This is a genomic window from Roseovarius litoreus (assembly GCF_900142765.1).
Taxonomy (GTDB): Bacteria; Pseudomonadota; Alphaproteobacteria; order Rhodobacterales; family Rhodobacteraceae; genus Roseovarius; species Roseovarius litoreus.
Map to the genome: position 1 here is coordinate 383314 of NZ_FRCB01000004.1, position 15546 is coordinate 398859.

Consider the following 15546-nt stretch of genomic DNA (forward strand, 5'->3'; position numbering starts at 1 on the left):
CGTGTCCTCCGGTCGTTGATGATTCGACGCCTTGTAACTTACTGACGAGTGATTAGAATAGGGCGACTACGGAATAAGCAGGGCGGCGCGGGCAACCGGCCGCCTTTTGAGATAGGAAGCCACCATGTCCTGGAGCGACGAACGCGTCGAACTTCTGAAGAAACTCTGGAGCGAAGGCCAGTCGGCCAGCCAGATCGCCAAGGAACTCGGCGGCGTGACGCGCAATGCCGTGATAGGCAAGGTGCATCGACTTGGACTGTCGAACCGAAACGGCTCGGCAGCGTCGGGCGCCGAGACAGCCCCCAAGGCCAAGCCCGCCGCCAAGGCCGAGGCCAAGTCCAAGGCAACAACCAAGCCCGCCGCCAAGGCCGAACCCAAGCCTGCACCTGAACCCAAGGAGGTGTCGGTTGCGGCACCGCAAGCCCCGGTCTCGCGCGCCAAACAGATCATTCCGGCCGGGCAGCCCCTGCCGCCGCAGCCCTCGACCAACGAGATCGACCCCGCAGCTTTGGCCAAGGTCAGTGAAATCGAGAAGAAAGCCATGAAGCTCACGCTCATGGAATTGACCGAGAGAACCTGCAAATGGCCTGTGGGCGACCCCGCGACACCGGATTTCTGGTTCTGCGGCCTGCCCGTTCAATCCGGTAAACCCTATTGCGAAGCGCATGTGGGCGTGGCCTTCCAACCCATGAGCAGCCGTCGCGACCGCAAGCGATAATCGCGACCTGCACAATCACGAATTAAGGCGCGTCAGGTTCGGTCCGGCGCGCCTTTTTTACAGCGTTACGCTAAAAACTTGGACCACAGATTTTGGCGAAATGCAGTACTCCGTTCACTCGTTGCTCGCGTTCCGTCTTTAGCCGATGCCTCAGGTCAAAGGCGGAACGCTTCAGTCAGTCGAACAGCTTGAACAATTCCTTTTTCAACTCGTCCTCGACCTTGTTCTTGATCGCGTCTTCCACGGACTGCCCCTGCTCGACGGTGACGCCCAGTTCTTTCTGGACGGCACGATTGACCTCTTCCTTGGCCTTGGCCTTCAACTCGTCTTTCTGTTCCTTGAAATTCAGATCGATCGCCGCTTCCAGATCGGGGGTGATGCGCGGGTTGGCCCAAGGACCGCGAATGCGCACCGGGATCGCCAACCCCTTGCGGGTGTCACCCTCCAGCAAGGTCGGGGTGAAGGTGTAATCGAGGTCCCGCGCGCCGAGCCCGATACGGCCTTCGCCACGCGCCGTGGCGAATGGCAGGCTGAGCAACAGGTCGTTGTTGAAAAGGTTGCCCGCCTGCATCGTGAAGCTGGCGCCCAGACTGTCGAACACTGTTGTCCCACCACTGACATCGCCCGAGCGCATCAGCTTGTCGAGGTCGATCCCCGAGATGACGCCGCGCCCGGTGCGCAGGCCGCCGCTGCCTTCGAGGCTGTTCATGATTGCATGGAGCGACTGGCCAACGCCCAGGAAACTGACTTCACCATCGGCTTTTGCAGAGAACCGCGAAATATCCACCGCATCTCTGAGGAATGTCTCGAGATTGATGCCGGCAGCCGTCATCTTGCCGCCCACCGACAGGCCGGACCGGTTGTTGAGCACGAATTCGCCTGTGATGTTTCCGTCATAGGCCTGCACCTCACGCAAGGCAAAGACCAAGCGTGATTGGGTCAGCGTCGCCAAGGTGCGGGTCTTGCCCAGTTTCAGATCACCCAGATCGATACTGTCGGCTACAAGTGCCACCTCTCCATCCGCCAGCCCGAGGGCGGAGGCATCGATCGCAGTCTTGGGCCAGCCATCGGTCGGCACGCTGCCCCCTGAACCGCTTCCGCTTTGCGAGGTGCCTGATGTGGCAGATGCGCCCTGCCCTGCCGCCAGCGCCGAGAAATCGAGGCTTTTCGCCGTCAGCTGTGCGTTCAGGCGCGGCCGGTCACCGCCCAGGAAAATATCCGCCGCCCCCGTCAGCCGGTTGTCATCCAGCGCAAGCGCAGAATCGCGCAGTGACAGACGCATATCCTCGGAAAATGTGATGTCCGTCGCGACCGAAATGGCGCGTCCCATGCCCCGCGGTATGTCCACACCAGAGACACCGAACGCCGCCAGAAAAGCCGCCGTATCGCTCAGATCAGCACTCAACCGCCCGCCCAATTGCGGCAGAAGACCCGCACGCCCGTCAAAATCCACCGCTCCGCCCGACGTGCTGATCGTGGCACTCAGATCGGTCACACCGCCGGCGATGAAGGTACCCACCTGATCCAGCTCACCCGATATGGTCACCACCGAGCCCGCCGGCTTGGCCGAGGCTTCGAACGTGGCCGCGCCATCATAATCGGGCCAGCGCAAATCGAGATTGATGTTCTGCAGGGTCAGCGTTTCGCCCGTGCCATGGTCGCTGTAGGTGACGTGCGCATCGGTGATCAGCGCACGGTCCAGCGTCAGCGCCAACCGCTCCGACCGGGCGGCGGGTTGACCGGGTGCGGACTGTCCCGAGGGCGCCACCCCTTCGACCCCTATTTCCCAGTTGACGCGCCCATCGGCGGCACGTTCCAGCAAAACCCTGGGATTGACCGCCTCAAGCCCGGTGATCCGGATTTCGCCCCCGAACAGCGCCACGGGTTCCACGCCGATTTTCAGGCTGTCGGCTTCCAGCATCGGACCCGCATCGGACCAGCCTGCGTTTGCGACAAGGACCTCACCGGTGCTGACCCCCAGAACAGGGTAGAAACTGATGGTGGTGCGCCCCGAAAAGATGACATCGCGACCCGTTGCAGCGCTGATCTGCTCGGCGGCGATCTTGGCGATCCGATCTCCGGGGAGCAAAAGCAGCGAAGCCACGGCGACCACGACCAAGACGATCACCAGCCCGACCAAACGCAACAGCCACCGCATGTCAGCCCCCTTTACCCGATGCTACCTGAAATGTAAGCGCATGGTCCCGCGCCAACAACCGGTTTTCCCTTCCCGTGCGCCCATCCGTCGACTATATGCCGCCACATGAGCACCAACCCGCCCGATCTGCGCCCCGACCTTGCCCGCGCCCGCGTGACCGAAACGCCGCGCAGCGGCCAGCCGACGATCGGCATGGTCTCTTTGGGCTGTCCCAAGGCCTTGGTCGACAGCGAGCGCATCCTGACCCGTTTGCGGGCCGAGGGCTATGGGATTTCGCCCGACTATTCCGGCGCGGATGCGGTGATCGTGAACACCTGTGGCTTTCTCGATTCCGCAAAGGCCGAAAGCCTTGAGGCCATCGGCGAAGCCCTTTCCGAAAACGGACGCGTGATCGTGACCGGCTGCCTTGGCGCCGAACCCGATTACATCACCGGCGTCCATCCCCGCGTGCTGGCGGTGACCGGACCCCATCAATATGAACAGGTGCTGGATGCCGTGCACGCGGCGGTGCCGCCCTCGCCCGATCCGTTCGTGGACCTGCTTCCGGCCAGCGGTGTGAAGCTGACGCCACGCCATTACAGCTATCTCAAGATTTCCGAGGGCTGCAATCACAAGTGCAAGTTCTGCATCATTCCCGACATGCGCGGCAAACTGTCGAGCCGCCCGGCCCATGCCGTGATCCGTGAAGCCCAGAAGCTGGTGGAAAACGGCGTGCGCGAGCTGCTGATCATCAGTCAGGACACAAGCGCCTATGGGGTCGATATCAAGCACGCCGAGGCCAATGGCCACCGCGCCCATATCACCGATCTGGCACGCGATCTGGGAAGCCTCGGCGCTTGGGTGCGGCTGCATTACGTCTATCCCTACCCGCATGTGCGCAACCTCATTCCACTGATGGCCGAAGGGCTGGTGCTGCCCTATCTCGACATCCCGTTTCAGCACGCCCACCCCGAGACACTCAGGCGCATGGCCCGCCCCGCGGCCGCCGCGCGCACGCTCGACGAGATCGCGGCATGGCGCAGCGATTGCCCGGACATCACCTTGCGATCCACATTCATCGTCGGCTACCCGGGCGAAACCGAACAGGAATTCCAGACACTTCTGGACTGGCTGGACGAGGCGCAGCTGGATCGTGTCGGCTGTTTCAAATACGAAAATGTCGCCGGTGCACGCTCGAACGCACTGCCCGATCATGTTCCCGAAGAGGTCAAACAGGACCGTTGGGACCGCTTCATGGAAAAGGCTCAGGCGATTTCCGAAGCCAAACTGGCCGCCAAGGTCGGATCGGTGCAGCAGGTCATCGTGGACGATATCGACGAGGACGGTATCGCCACATGCCGCACCAAGGGCGACGCTCCTGAAATCGACGGCTGCCTGTTCATCGACGAGCGTACCGAGGGGCTGAGCGTGGGCGACATCGTCAGCGTCGAGGTCGACGAGGCCGGAGACTACGATCTCTGGGGGTCTCTGACGCTGCGGGGCTGAACCTGCCGCTACGTCAGCGGAGTGTCACAGCGCAAGACATGCCGGTCTTCGCTTGCTAGACTGGGCACGTCGAACAGCAAGGATGATCCTCTTGTCCTATCCCGCCTATACCCGGGCAGAACGCATTGCCGACGCGCTTGTGCATATCTTCGGCATTTGCGCGGCGATTGTCGGTATCGCGCTGCTGTTCGCGGTCTGGGCCTTCACGATGGATGGCGCGACACTGGCGGCAACGGTCCTTTATTGTGCAGCGCTGCTGCTGATGCTGACGGCCTCGGCGGCTTATCACATGGCCGCGCATACATGGGCCCGCCCATTTCTGCGCCGGTTGGATCATGCGGCGATCTATCTGAAAATCGCCGGGACATTCACCCCGCTTGCCGTTTTTCTGGGAACCGCCTTTGGATATGTGGTGGTTGCGATCGTCTGGACCTGCGCGCTGATCGGCGCGGGCGCCAAACTGATGACAGCGCCGGGCAAGATGACCACAGGATGGGTGCCATATGTGGCGCTTGGCTGGGCCGGGCTGGCCTTGCTGGTGCCGTTGAGCACCGTCTTGCCGGGCCTCAGCCTTGCGATGATCGTTGCGGGCGGGCTGCTTTATACGGCGGGCGTGGTGTTTTACTGCTGGGAAAGCCTGCGCTTTTCGAATGCCATCTGGCATGGTTTCATCGTGATCGCGTCGGCCTGTTTCTTCATCGGTATTTCCGCCGCACTTGCTCAACACGGATAAGGGAACACGGACAGGCATGGCCACACCGGGTTTCCAGTCGCGCACCGCTTGCTCTTAACAGGGGACGTTCCCGCCGCTAAAGCGTTCAGCCTTTAAATGGAGGCATCAGCTTAAGGCGGAACGCGTGCAACGATGGAACGGAGCACTGCATTTCGCGAAAATCTATGATTCAGGTTTTTTGCGAAACGCTTTAGGCTGGCCCGACATAACCCTATGAGGCCAGCAATGATCCAAGTGCACACAACCTGTCCCGATCTCGATACCGCACGCATGCTGGCCAGCAGCGCGCTCGAGGCGCGTCTGGCCGCCTGTGCAAACATAACCCCCGGCATTCTCAGCATGTTTCACTGGCAAGGCCGGATCGAGGAAGAGACCGAGGTCGGTCTGACCCTCAAGACCCGCACCGCCCATCGCGCCAGCCTGATTTCGCTGCTGGAGGATGAGCACCCCTATGATCTGCCGGTCATTACCTGGCAGGAAATATCGGCCGGCTCGGATGCCGAGGCCTGGGTCTCGGAGGAAACCGGCGGCGACTGACGCGACAGAGCAGCGCAGACCACTGGACGAACCGTTCGGCTGCAATAGTTCGCAAGTCATGAGGGAGTGCCGCGATGTCCGACGATACCCGCGTTCTGTTCAACGCTGATTGCCCGATCTGCAATTACGAGATCAGCCACTACGCCACCTATAGCACCGCGCGCGGCCTTGCGATCAGGTTCGACGATCTGAACGACTGCGACCTTGCACGCTACGGCGTGGACAAGGATGCAGCCGCCCGACGCCTGCATGTTTTGCATGATGGACAGGTTTACGCGGGGATTGATGCGTTTCTGGTCCTGTGGCGCCAGATGCCGCGGTATCGGCCCCTTGCGAAACTCGTCGGTTTGCCCATCATCCGCCAGCTGGCCGCGGCTCTATACGATCACATCCTCGCGCCCGCCTTGTATTCCCGGCACCGCCGCCGCGTGATGCGATTGCAAGCAGCTGACAGGAACTCCTGACAGTCGGGCATATCTCTGGACAGATCAGGCCGGCTCAACCGGTTCCCATGCGGTCGGCCAGATCGTTCAGGATGTCGGCATGCACGCAATGGGCAGGGGCGCAGCGCGCGCCACCTGCGCTGGAGGCCAGCCACAATTCGCAGCTCTCGACATGCTGACAGGTCCGGCATCGCGTGATCATGTCACTATATGCCCGTGCGGACAGGTAGCCATGCGCCATCGCCTCGGACAGGTTGAGGTTCATCGCTCGGGCGACCGACCGGGTCAGCCAGAAATGCCTGGTCGGATCACCAAGATAGGCGACATGAGCATTCATGATTTGTCCAGCTCCTCTTCGATCCTTGGGGGCGAGATTCAGGCGTGCTTACCCGCCTGAAGGCGTTCGAAAAGTTCGGTGTTGCGACAGATCGACGGCGGAGCATCGGCCCCGTGAGAATGCGCATCCAGCCAGCGTTCGCAATCGCCGGGACTGCTGCAGCCGGTGCAGTTCAGGACGGCATCACCGATCGTATCGACATCGAGCATGCCTGCCATCAGCTTTTCCTCGAGATCGATCCCGACGGTATTCGCCATCCGGTCAACCAAGGCAGCGTGTCGCTTGAGCGTAGTGTTTTCGGGCATCAGAGCCTCCATGTTGGGGCACCCCTGATCCGTGAGCGCCTGACACAAAGGGTAACGCAGCGCCGCGCGCTTATCCTTGACCTGAGTCAAGCCTGCGGATTGCCCAGATCGTCGAGATAGGCGCGGACACAATCCTGCACATGGCGGAATCTGTCACCGCCGAGATGCTTGCCGCCGAACCAGCGCGTCACGACGATGACATGCGCGCGAAGGTCTTCGCGTTCCAACATGCGCAGGATCACCATGCCTGCGCCTGCCTCGCCATCATCGCCCTTGAGCGGCACGCCGTCCTCCAGCAGAACCGCCCATGTGTTATGCGTGGCCTTGGCGAATTTCTTGTCTTTTTTCAGCTTCTTGAGAAAGGCGTCCACCTCGTCCCGGGTGCGAGCCGGCCCACCGGACACCGCGTATTTCGACCCACGGTCGACGATGACGCCGGAGAGCTGCCGCATCACAGTTGTGACGCGACACGCCGGACGGTTTCGATACGCTGCGCGTTCGGCGGATGGGTTCCAAGAAACCGGTCACCGGGATCCGGGATCTGGGTGAAGAACTCGGCACCGCGCACCGGATCGTAGCCGGCGCGCTTGGTGATCACCGTGCCAAGCGCATCGGCCTCCAGCTCGAACTCCTTGGAATAGCTGCGCGCGCCAACCGATGCACCCAGATCGGATGCCGTCCGGACCGCATCGCCAGTCGCACCCGACAGCGTCGCCAACCCGCCCAGAAGGATGGCGCCCGCCATGGCGTTCTGCTGCTGGCGGGGGATGTGGCCGGCGATGTGATGCGCCGCCTCATGGCCCATCACGAATGCAAGCTCGTCCCGATTGCGAACCTCGGCAATCATCGCGAGCGTGAAGGCGATGATCGGGCGACCGTTACGATCGAGCGTCTGATAGGCGTTCACCGGCTGCCCCGGCCGGTCATCGATCACGATCTGGAAATCACAATTTGTGCCCGGGTCTGTCTGCGCCGCGCAGATCTGTTCTGCCACGGGTTCGACCGTCTGGACGACCGCGACGAACTGATCCACCTTCGCGCGGGTCGGCGTCGCCGGGGCTTGCGCCGGTTTGGGCTGCGGCGTCCCCGGTGCCTGAGGCACAGGCGTCGAGACACATCCGGCAAGAAGGGTCAGGCATAAAACGGCAATCCAGCGCATAGACATCCTCATCAGATTGACAGAGCAACGTCTTAGCAGATTATCGCGGGCCCTGCAGCACCGATCACGGCAAGATGAGCGCGGTTGCAAAGACCTGCCAAGTGGGTAGGCTGCAGGTATGTTTTCGATTGAACATGAATTCGACGCGACCGTCATCACGCTTGTGGACGATGGCCCCGCGCCCCTGCAGGAGGACGTGGTCATCAACGCTTTCGAGGAATGCGTCACAATCGAGCAATACGACCCAAGAACCGACAGCATGCAGAAAATCACGCTGTCCATGGGCCAATTGCGCGATCTGGGCGCGGCTTTGGATTTGCCCGAAGGGGTTTATACGCTGAACAATCCCAAGCGAAACGGCTGACGGATGCCCGGCGGTCTTGTCGGATCGCGGTTGGCGGGGTTGACCCTGTTGCCCGGTCACACGACATAGAGCAGCAGAATGTCATAGCACCGGGACCACCATGCCAGATCGCAATCAAGCCGCCCTCGACTTTCTTCTGAGCCGCCGTTCCCGCCCCGCCAAGACCCTTGGTCTGCCGGTTCCCGACCGCGACGCGCTGATCCCGATTCTGACAGCGGCAGCTAGGTCTCCGGATCATGGCAAGCTCGAGCCTTGGCGATTCATCGTGCTGGAACGTGCGGCACTGGACCGGCTGGCGGATCTGGCGGAGGCGCGCGGCAAGTCACTGGGCCGCGACGAGGCGGATGTCGCCAAGGGGCGCAAGCAGTTCGACGACAGCCATCTTGCGGTGGCGGTTATCGAAGTCCAAAAGCCCTCGGAGAAAATTCCGCCCATCGAGCAAACCTATTCGGCGGGGGCCGTGTGCCTTGCGCTGCTCAACGCGGCACTGGCGTCAGGCTGGGGCGCCAATTGGCTGAGCGGATGGCCGGCGCATGATCGCGGTTTCGCAGAAGCCGGCTTGGGCCTGCAGACCCACGAGCGGGTGGCGGGGCTCATCCATCTGGGCACCGAAACAGCACTCCCGCCCGAGCGCCCGCGCCCGGATCTCGAGCAGATAACCACATGGATGTCGGAATGATTTTCACGTCCTTTTTCAAGGCGTTGGCCCAATTGAGCGACCCACGTTTCCGCAAGGTTCTATGGCGCGGAATTGGCCTGACACTCGGGCTGCTCGCGGCCATCACGGCGCTCCTGGTCTGGGGTGTCGGATGGCTGGTGGGGGACGCGGTGACGCTGCCCCTTGTGGGGGAGGTGCAGTGGGTCGACAATGTTCTGAGCTGGGCCTTTCTGGCGTTGATGATCGTCTTGTCGGTGTTTCTCATGGTGCCGGTGGCGTCGGCCTTCGTGTCGATGTTTCTGGACCGGATCGCCGAGGCGGTGGAGGACCGGCATTATCCCGGCCTGCCCAAGGTGCAAGGCCCGCCACTGACGGATGAGATCGTCGACGGGCTGTCGGCGATGGGCGTTTTGATCGCGGCGAATATCGTGGCACTGGTGGTGACGCTGCTGCTGCCGATCGCCGGATTGCCCTTGTTTTACGCGGTCAACGGGTTCCTGCTGGGACGGGAATATTTCACCGTGGTCGCCATGCGGCGGATCGGGCGGCGCGCGGCGAAGGACATGCGGCGCAGGCATGGGGCGCTGATCTGGATGGCGGGGGTTCTGATGGCGGTGCCGCTGACCGTGCCGATCCTGAACCTGGTGGTTCCGATCATCGGGGCGGCGACATTTACCCATATTTACCACCGGCTCGACAAAGGCCGGGGCGAATCAGCGCAAGCCACTGGTTAACAACAGAAAACCCGCTTCGGTACCGCGTCGGCAAAACGTCGGTATCACGTCGGTATCGGGGACCGAAAACGCCCCGATTAACAAGGCGCGCGCAGAGTTGCGTACAAAACGCGCGCCGTTCAGGACGAAACAAGCCGCCCGAAATCACTCAGCCGGAGCGGAAACGGGCGCGTCCTTGGATTCGCTGTACCACATGCTGCCACCCGGCCCCATGCGCTCGAAGAGGTCGATGTCCCGCACGGAGATCACGCCGGAGATGATCGTGCCGCCGATGATCACCCAAAGGACAAAGGACACGCCCGTGGTGATCCAGGCCTTTTTGCGCAGGTGATGATGTTCCGGCGAGCCGGCATGAGTGCCGGGCACGATCTCGTTCAGGTCGCCTTGGGTCTGGATGCGGATGGGAATCACGATCAGGAAGGTCATGAACCAGATGACCATGAAAAGAACGATGGCAGAGGCGATGCTCATCAGACTTGCTCCAGTTCCACGAGGGTCCCCTGAAAATCCTTGGGGTGCAGGAACAGCACGGGCTTGCCATGGGCGCCGATCTTAGGCTCTCCGGTGCCCAGAACACGCGCGCCGCTTTCCTTCAGCTTGTCACGGGCGGCGAGGATATCCTCGACCTCGTAGCAGACGTGATGGATGCCGCCCGAGGGGTTCTTTTCCAGAAAGCCTTTGATCGGGCTGTCATCCCCCAGAGGATACAGAAGCTCGATCTTGGTGTTGGGCAGTTCGATGAAGATCACGGTCACACCGTGATCGGGTTCGTCCTGCGGCGGGCCGACCACGGCGCCAAGGGCGCTGCGATACTGCTCGGCCGCGGCGTCGAGATCCGGCACGGCGATGGCAACGTGGTTCAGGCGTCCGATCATGGTCTGGTCCTCCGATAGCGTTACGGCATGTTATGGGGGTGCATGACGCGCGGCGCAAGCGACAGGGGGACGCAACCCGCCTGTTAACCATTCATTAGCCACCTTTGGCCTAGCCTTGGTTCATCACAGCTGCCGGAGATCGCACCCATGGATGACCGAACACCCCCTCAGCCCTACGGGCTGCCCACCGCCAACCGCCCGCTTCTGGGGCTGACCATTCTGATCGTCGAGGACAGCCGCTTTGCCAGTGAGGCGATGCGGCTTTTGTGCATGCGCAGCGGCGCAAGGCTGCGCCGGGCCGATTGCCTGGCCTCGGCGCGGCGGCATCTGCAGGTCTATCGCCCGTCGGCGGTGATCGTGGATTTCGGCCTGCCGGACGGGTCCGGGCTGGACCTGATCGCGGAGTTGAACGAGGCGCAACCGCGCGTCGGGGTGATTCTGGGCATGAGCGGCGACGACCGCGCGCCGCACTTGGCCGCCCAGGCGGGGGCGGATGGCTGTCTGGTCAAGCCGCTGGAGAGCGTGATGCAGTTTCAGCAGGCGATCATCGCGCATCTGCCCCAGGACCGCCAGATCGTCGGTCCACGCCATGTGGACGAGGACCCGATTCGCCCTGATCCCGCCGCCTATCACGAGGACATGACCCATGCGGCCGACCTTTTGGAAGATGACAAGGACGGGCAGGTTCTGGATTACGTGGCGCAGTTTCTGGGCGGGGTCGCCGCCTCGGCGCGCGACACGCAGCTTGCGGATGCCGCAGACGCGCTGGCGCACACCCGCAAACACGGCGCGCCGGGCGACGAGTTGGCCGTGCTGGCGCATCTCAACGCGATGGTGCGCGACAGGTTGCAGGGCCGCGCAGCGATCTGAGGGCGACGGCGTATCAGAGTTTGCGCAGAGCGGCCTCGCCCGCCGCCACAAGGGGCGCGGTGAGGTCGCTCAGCCGATGCCGTTGCAGGCCGTTCGCGTCGAAATTGGCGGGGTCGAGCCATGTGTCATAGGCCGCGCGCAGCGCGGGCCAGTCGCGGTCGATCACCGAGAACCACGCGGTATCGCGATTGCGCCCCTTCACGATGGTGGCCTGACGAAAGACACCCTCGAACACGAAACCGAAGCGCCGGGCAGCGCGGCGCGACGGGGCATTGAGCGCGTCGCATTTCCATTCGAAGCGGCGATAGCCCGCATCGAATGCCCAATGCATCATCAGGTGTATGGCGTCGGTCGCGATACGGGTGCGTTGCAACGCGGGGGACATGGCGATGAACCCCACCTCGATCGAGCCTGCGCGGGGATCGATCCGCAGAAAGGACGCAACCCCGGTTGCAGGGCCGCCCGCACGATCCCGGATCGCGTAGAACAGGGGATCATCGCCGGCGGCGGCGCCTGTCAGCCACGCGCGAAAATCCGCGAACGAGGCAAAAGGACCGACAGGCATGTAATCCCAGACCTGATCATGGCCCTTGAACGCGTCGAAAAGCTCCGCCGCGTGGGTCTCGGACAGCCGTTCCAGAAGCGCATGGCGGCCCTCGATGCGCGCGGGTCCTGGACGGGGCGGCGCCTGCCATCCCGGAACGGGTGGGCCGACGGGGCGATCTGTCATCTGCTTTCCTTTCACCGGGACGGCACGACACAGGCTAAGCGGGCGCGCGGATGAAGAAAAGGGCGCGCAGTCCGCGCGCCCTTGGCCATAAGCTCGGGTTGGAAAGCCCGTCGGGGCCGGTCAATCCTTCTGTTCGATCACCCGAAGGCCAAGCTCCATCAGCTGTTCGCTGCTGGCCTCGGAGGGGGCGTTCATCATCAGGTCTTCGGCGCGCTGGTTCATCGGGAACATGATGACCTCGCGGATGTTCTGTTCATTGGCCAGAAGCATCACGATCCGGTCGATGCCCGCCGCACAGCCGCCATGGGGCGGCGCGCCATACTGGAACGCGTTGACCAGACCGCCAAAGCGCTTGTGCACTTCGGCCTCGTCATAGCCGGCCAGTTCGAACGCCTTGATCATGATGTCGAGCTTGTGGTTCCGGATCGCGCCGGACACCAGCTCGTACCCGTTGCAGGCAAGGTCATACTGGAAGCCCAGCACCTCGAGCGGATCGCCCGACAGCGCGTCAAGCCCGCCCTGCGGCATCGAGAACGGGTTGTGCGAGAAGTCGATCTTGCCGGTCTCGTCGTCCTTTTCGTACATCGGGAAATCGACCACCCAGCAGAAGGCGAAACGGTCTTTGTCGGTGAGGCCCAGTTCCTCGCCGATGACGTTGCGGGCGCGGCCGGCGACCGATTCGAAGCTTTGCGGCTTGCCACCAAGGAAGAAGGCCGCGTCGCCCTTGCCCAGACCAAGCTGCAGGCGGATCGCCTCGGTGCGTTCGGGGCCGATATTCTTGGCGAGCGGGCCTGCGGCTTCCATGCCGTTCTCGCCGTCGCGCCAGAAGATGTAGCCCATGCCGGGCAGACCCTCTTTCTGGGCGAAGGCGTTCATGCGGTCGCAGAACTTGCGGCTGCCCCCCGTGGGCGCGGGGATGGCGCGGATTTGCGTGCCGTCCTGTTCCAGCAGCTTGGCGAAGATGGCAAAGCCGGAGCCGCGGAAATGCTCGGAGACGTCCTGCATCTTGATCGGGTTGCGCAGGTCGGGCTTGTCGGTGCCATACCACAGCGCGGCATCGCGATACGAGATATGTGGCCAGTGCTTGTCGACCTTGTGGCCGGGGCCGAATTCTTCGAACACGCCTTCGAGCACCGGCTGGATCGTGTCGAACACGTCCTGCTGCTCGACAAAGCTCATTTCGAGGTCGAGCTGGTAGAAATCGGTGGGCGAGCGATCGGCGCGGGGGTCTTCGTCGCGGAAGCAGGGCGCGATCTGGAAATACTTGTCGAAGCCCGACACCATGATGAGCTGCTTGAAGAGCTGCGGCGCCTGCGGCAGCGCATAGAAGCGGCCCGGATGCAGGCGCGAGGGCACGAGAAAGTCGCGCGCGCCCTCGGGCGAGGAGGCGGTGATGATCGGCGTCTGGTATTCGCGGAAGCCCTTGTCCCACATGCGGCGGCGGATCGAGGCGACCACGTCCGAGCGCAGGGTCATGTTGCGCTGCATCTCTTCGCGGCGCAGGTCGAGATAGCGGTGACGCAGGCGGGTTTCCTCGGGGTATTCCTGATCGCCGAACACCATCAGCGGCAGTTCCTTGGCGCTGCCCAGAACCTCCATGTCGCGGATGAACACCTCGATCTCGCCGGTGGGGATCTTGGCGTTGATCAGGCTGGCGTCGCGGGCCTTCACATCGCCGTCGATGCGGATGCACCATTCCGAGCGGACGCGCTCCACCTGATCGAACACGGGGCTGTCGGGGTCGCACAGAACCTGCGTGATGCCGTAATGGTCGCGCAGATCGATGAACAGCACCCCGCCATGGTCGCGGATGCGGTGTACCCACCCGGACAGGCGGACCGTCTGACCGACGTTGGATGTGTCGAGTTCGGCGCAGGTGTGGCTGCGATATGCGTGCATGGCGTCCTCTCTGGCCCGGGGGCTGCGTGACTTGGTTCGGGCCGATACACCTTGGCGGCGGGCCAAAGTCAAGGGGCGGGCGGATGCGCAACCGGCTCGTATTGTGCAAAATCATTTACAGACAGACATTTGTCGGCAAAAATACCCGATATCGAGCAAAAACCCCCTATTTCAGGGAGAAAGGTCGGCAGGTTTCGCATCACCGGACACGACGCCAGAAACGGCGCAAACCAATGGGGATGGGACATGTGGACAACGGTATTGGACAGGCTTTTGCTGCATCTGTTCAGCAGCGGAGACCTGAAAATCACTTTTCCCGACGGCGTGACGCGCCATTATGGCGACGGGTCGGGGCAGACGGTGGCGGTGACGCTGCATGACGACAGCTTGCCGCGAAAGATCGTGATCTCGCCGGATATGGCGGTGGGCGAAGCCTATATGGATGGGCGGCTGACGATCGAGGACGACGATCTATACGGGTTTCTGGGGCTGGCGATCCGCAATATCGCGCAAAATGGCCAGCCATGGTTCCGCAGGCCACTGGAGCTGGGCCGGCATGTGATGCGCAGCGTCGCACAGTTCAACCCGATGGGCCGCGCGCAGGCCAATGTGGCGCATCATTACGACCTGTCCGGCGCGCTTTATGATCTGTTCCTCGACGCTGACCGGCAATATTCCTGCGCCTATTTCCGCGAGCCCAACATGACGCTGGAGGCGGCGCAAGACGCCAAGAAACGCCATATCGCCGACAAGCTGCTGATCGAGCCGGGGATGCGGGTGCTGGATATCGGCTGTGGCTGGGGCGGCATGGGGCTGACGCTGGCGCGCGATTATGGCGCCGAGGTTCTGGGCGTGACGCTGTCGCGCGAACAGCACGCCATGGCCAATGCAAGGGCCGAACAGGCCGGGCTGGCGGGGAAGGCACGGTTCGAGCTGATGGATTACCGCAAGCTCGAGGGCACATTCGACCGGATCGTGTCGGTGGGGATGTTCGAGCATGTGGGCGTGCCGCATTATGATGAGTATTTCAGAACGGTGAAACAGCGGTTGGCGCCCGAGGGCATCGCGCTGATCCACACCATCGGGCGGGCCGACCCGCCGGGGGTGACAAGCCCCTGGATCGCGAAATACATCTTTCCCGGCGGCTATGTGCCATCGATGTCCGAGGCGCTCAAATCCATCGAAAAACAGCACTTTATCGCCACCGATATCGAGATATGGCGGCTGCATTACGCCGAGACGCTGCGCCATTGGCATGATCGGTTCATGGCCAATATCGACAAGGCCCGCGCGCTTTATGACGAGAGATTCTGCCGGATGTGGCGCTATTACCTGATTGCCTGCGAGCTGACATTCAGGCTCAACCGCCAGGTGGTGTTCCAGTTCCAGCTGTCACCGAAGCAGGACGCCGTACCGCTGACGCGCGATTATCTTTATCGCGACGATGTCCGGGCGATGCAGCACGCGGCGGAATAAAGCGTGCCGCCTTTACCCTGAGGCATCACCTGTAGGCGGACTGCGCGCACCGGCTGAACAAAGCA

Annotated in this window: 18 protein-coding genes and 1 pseudogene; 10 read left to right on the forward strand and 9 right to left on the reverse strand. The window is 62.5% G+C overall.

All coding sequences use genetic code 11. From position 1 onward, the window contains the following. Positions 1-124 precede the first annotated feature (124 nt). Positions 125-718: a GcrA family cell cycle regulator gene (locus F3H35_RS10410; protein WP_149779537.1), complete on the forward strand. Its 594-nt coding sequence runs from the start codon at positions 125-127 to the stop codon at positions 716-718. A gap of 553 nt (positions 719-1271) precedes the next feature. Here F3H35_RS10410 and F3H35_RS10415 read toward each other — a convergent pair. Further along, positions 1272-2876 (reverse strand): annotated as a pseudogene (locus F3H35_RS10415) (AsmA family protein); the annotation flags it as partial. Positions 2877-2981: 105 nt separating this feature from the next. Between F3H35_RS10415 and rimO the strand changes: the two are divergent. The 4 genes from rimO to F3H35_RS10435 all read left to right on the forward strand — a co-directional run bounded on the left by rimO (position 2982) and on the right by F3H35_RS10435 (position 6095). Then, positions 2982-4361, forward strand: a complete 1380-nt coding sequence (gene rimO, locus F3H35_RS10420) for a 30S ribosomal protein S12 methylthiotransferase RimO (protein WP_149779539.1) — start codon at positions 2982-2984, stop codon at positions 4359-4361. A gap of 82 nt (positions 4362-4443) precedes the next feature. Continuing rightward, positions 4444-5094 (forward strand): PAQR family membrane homeostasis protein TrhA, encoded by a 651-nt coding sequence (trhA, locus tag F3H35_RS10425; RefSeq protein ID WP_149779540.1) that lies wholly within the window; start codon positions 4444-4446, stop codon positions 5092-5094. A 225-nt stretch (positions 5095-5319) separates the two neighbouring features. Beyond that, complete coding sequence (gene cutA / locus F3H35_RS10430; protein ID WP_149779541.1) at positions 5320-5631, forward strand: divalent-cation tolerance protein CutA; 312 nt, start codon at positions 5320-5322, stop codon at positions 5629-5631. Between the two features lie 74 nt (positions 5632-5705). After that, positions 5706-6095 (forward strand): thiol-disulfide oxidoreductase DCC family protein, encoded by a 390-nt coding sequence (locus tag F3H35_RS10435; RefSeq protein ID WP_149779542.1) that lies wholly within the window; start codon positions 5706-5708, stop codon positions 6093-6095. Positions 6096-6129: 34 nt separating this feature from the next. On the opposite strand, the gene F3H35_RS10440 is transcribed toward F3H35_RS10435, so the two are convergent. The 4 genes from F3H35_RS10440 to F3H35_RS10455 all read right to left on the reverse strand — a co-directional run bounded on the left by F3H35_RS10440 (position 6130) and on the right by F3H35_RS10455 (position 7875). After that, positions 6130-6411 (reverse strand): DUF6455 family protein, encoded by a 282-nt coding sequence (locus F3H35_RS10440; protein WP_149779543.1) that lies wholly within the window; start codon positions 6409-6411, stop codon positions 6130-6132. 38 nt (positions 6412-6449) lie between these two features. Then, positions 6450-6716 (reverse strand): DUF6455 family protein, encoded by a 267-nt coding sequence (locus F3H35_RS10445; protein ID WP_037296156.1) that lies wholly within the window; start codon positions 6714-6716, stop codon positions 6450-6452. Between the two features lie 86 nt (positions 6717-6802). Then, positions 6803-7168 (reverse strand): YigZ family protein, encoded by a 366-nt coding sequence (locus F3H35_RS10450; RefSeq protein ID WP_149779544.1) that lies wholly within the window; start codon positions 7166-7168, stop codon positions 6803-6805. After that, entirely contained in the window at positions 7168-7875 is a 708-nt protein-coding gene (locus F3H35_RS10455) for a M48 family metalloprotease (RefSeq protein WP_149779545.1), read from the reverse strand. Before F3H35_RS10455 ends, F3H35_RS10450 begins: the two co-directional genes overlap by 1 nt. Positions 7876-7993: 118 nt before the next feature. On the opposite strand from F3H35_RS10455, the gene F3H35_RS10460 reads away from it, so the two are divergent. From F3H35_RS10460 to F3H35_RS10470, 3 genes are all read left to right on the forward strand, one after another. Then, complete coding sequence (locus F3H35_RS10460) at positions 7994-8239, forward strand: hypothetical protein (protein WP_149779546.1); 246 nt, start codon at positions 7994-7996, stop codon at positions 8237-8239. Between the two features lie 100 nt (positions 8240-8339). Then, positions 8340-8918, forward strand: a complete 579-nt coding sequence (locus F3H35_RS10465) for a nitroreductase family protein (RefSeq protein WP_149779547.1) — start codon at positions 8340-8342, stop codon at positions 8916-8918. After that, complete coding sequence (locus F3H35_RS10470) at positions 8915-9631, forward strand: EI24 domain-containing protein (protein ID WP_188129943.1); 717 nt, start codon at positions 8915-8917, stop codon at positions 9629-9631. The genes F3H35_RS10465 and F3H35_RS10470 overlap by 4 nt, the downstream gene beginning before the upstream one ends. A gap of 144 nt (positions 9632-9775) precedes the next feature. Here the strand turns inward: F3H35_RS10470 and F3H35_RS10475 are convergent, their stop codons facing one another. Together F3H35_RS10475 and mce are read right to left on the reverse strand one after the other, a co-directional pair. After that, positions 9776-10102, reverse strand: a complete 327-nt coding sequence (locus F3H35_RS10475; RefSeq protein ID WP_149779549.1) for a DUF1467 family protein — start codon at positions 10100-10102, stop codon at positions 9776-9778. Continuing rightward, positions 10102-10506: a methylmalonyl-CoA epimerase gene (mce, locus tag F3H35_RS10480; RefSeq protein WP_007817212.1), complete on the reverse strand. Its 405-nt coding sequence runs from the start codon at positions 10504-10506 to the stop codon at positions 10102-10104. Before mce ends, F3H35_RS10475 begins: the two co-directional genes overlap by 1 nt. Before the next feature lie 147 nt (positions 10507-10653). Here mce and F3H35_RS10485 point away from each other — a divergent pair, with 147 nt between their 5' ends. Beyond that, complete coding sequence (locus F3H35_RS10485; RefSeq protein ID WP_149779550.1) at positions 10654-11376, forward strand: response regulator; 723 nt, start codon at positions 10654-10656, stop codon at positions 11374-11376. 13 nt (positions 11377-11389) lie between these two features. On the opposite strand, the gene F3H35_RS10490 is transcribed toward F3H35_RS10485, so the two are convergent. Together F3H35_RS10490 and aspS are read right to left on the reverse strand one after the other, a co-directional pair. Then, complete coding sequence (locus tag F3H35_RS10490) at positions 11390-12106, reverse strand: GNAT family N-acetyltransferase (RefSeq protein ID WP_188129944.1); 717 nt, start codon at positions 12104-12106, stop codon at positions 11390-11392. Positions 12107-12226: 120 nt separating this feature from the next. After that, entirely contained in the window at positions 12227-14005 is a 1779-nt protein-coding gene (aspS, locus tag F3H35_RS10495; protein WP_149779551.1) for an aspartate--tRNA ligase, read from the reverse strand. Between the two features lie 246 nt (positions 14006-14251). Here aspS and F3H35_RS10500 point away from each other — a divergent pair, with 246 nt between their 5' ends. Then, the gene (locus tag F3H35_RS10500) at positions 14252-15481 is read left to right on the forward strand and encodes an SAM-dependent methyltransferase (RefSeq protein ID WP_149779552.1); all 1230 of its coding nucleotides are present in this window, start codon (positions 14252-14254) and stop codon (positions 15479-15481) included. Positions 15482-15546: the final 65 nt, after the last annotated feature.

Coding starts and splice junctions, on each gene's coding strand:
- F3H35_RS10470 (WP_188129943.1), top strand. CDS start 8,915: ATGATTTTCACGTCCTTTTTCAAGGCGTTGGCCCAATTGAGCGACCCA.
- F3H35_RS10500 (WP_149779552.1), top strand. CDS start 14,252: ATGTGGACAACGGTATTGGACAGGCTTTTGCTGCATCTGTTCAGCAGC.
- F3H35_RS10475 (WP_149779549.1), bottom strand. CDS start 10,102: ATGAGCATCGCCTCTGCCATCGTTCTTTTCATGGTCATCTGGTTCATG.
- F3H35_RS10445 (WP_037296156.1), bottom strand. CDS start 6,716: ATGCCCGAAAACACTACGCTCAAGCGACACGCTGCCTTGGTTGACCGG.
- rimO (WP_149779539.1), top strand. CDS start 2,982: ATGAGCACCAACCCGCCCGATCTGCGCCCCGACCTTGCCCGCGCCCGC.
- aspS (WP_149779551.1), bottom strand. CDS start 14,005: ATGCACGCATATCGCAGCCACACCTGCGCCGAACTCGACACATCCAAC.
- F3H35_RS10465 (WP_149779547.1), top strand. CDS start 8,340: ATGCCAGATCGCAATCAAGCCGCCCTCGACTTTCTTCTGAGCCGCCGT.
- mce (WP_007817212.1), bottom strand. CDS start 10,506: ATGATCGGACGCCTGAACCACGTTGCCATCGCCGTGCCGGATCTCGAC.
- trhA (WP_149779540.1), top strand. CDS start 4,444: ATGATCCTCTTGTCCTATCCCGCCTATACCCGGGCAGAACGCATTGCC.
- F3H35_RS10440 (WP_149779543.1), bottom strand. CDS start 6,411: ATGAATGCTCATGTCGCCTATCTTGGTGATCCGACCAGGCATTTCTGG.
- F3H35_RS10450 (WP_149779544.1), bottom strand. CDS start 7,168: ATGCGGCAGCTCTCCGGCGTCATCGTCGACCGTGGGTCGAAATACGCG.
- F3H35_RS10490 (WP_188129944.1), bottom strand. CDS start 12,106: ATGACAGATCGCCCCGTCGGCCCACCCGTTCCGGGATGGCAGGCGCCG.
- F3H35_RS10485 (WP_149779550.1), top strand. CDS start 10,654: ATGGATGACCGAACACCCCCTCAGCCCTACGGGCTGCCCACCGCCAAC.
- F3H35_RS10455 (WP_149779545.1), bottom strand. CDS start 7,875: ATGCGCTGGATTGCCGTTTTATGCCTGACCCTTCTTGCCGGATGTGTC.
- cutA (WP_149779541.1), top strand. CDS start 5,320: ATGATCCAAGTGCACACAACCTGTCCCGATCTCGATACCGCACGCATG.
- F3H35_RS10435 (WP_149779542.1), top strand. CDS start 5,706: ATGTCCGACGATACCCGCGTTCTGTTCAACGCTGATTGCCCGATCTGC.
- F3H35_RS10410 (WP_149779537.1), top strand. CDS start 125: ATGTCCTGGAGCGACGAACGCGTCGAACTTCTGAAGAAACTCTGGAGC.
- F3H35_RS10460 (WP_149779546.1), top strand. CDS start 7,994: ATGTTTTCGATTGAACATGAATTCGACGCGACCGTCATCACGCTTGTG.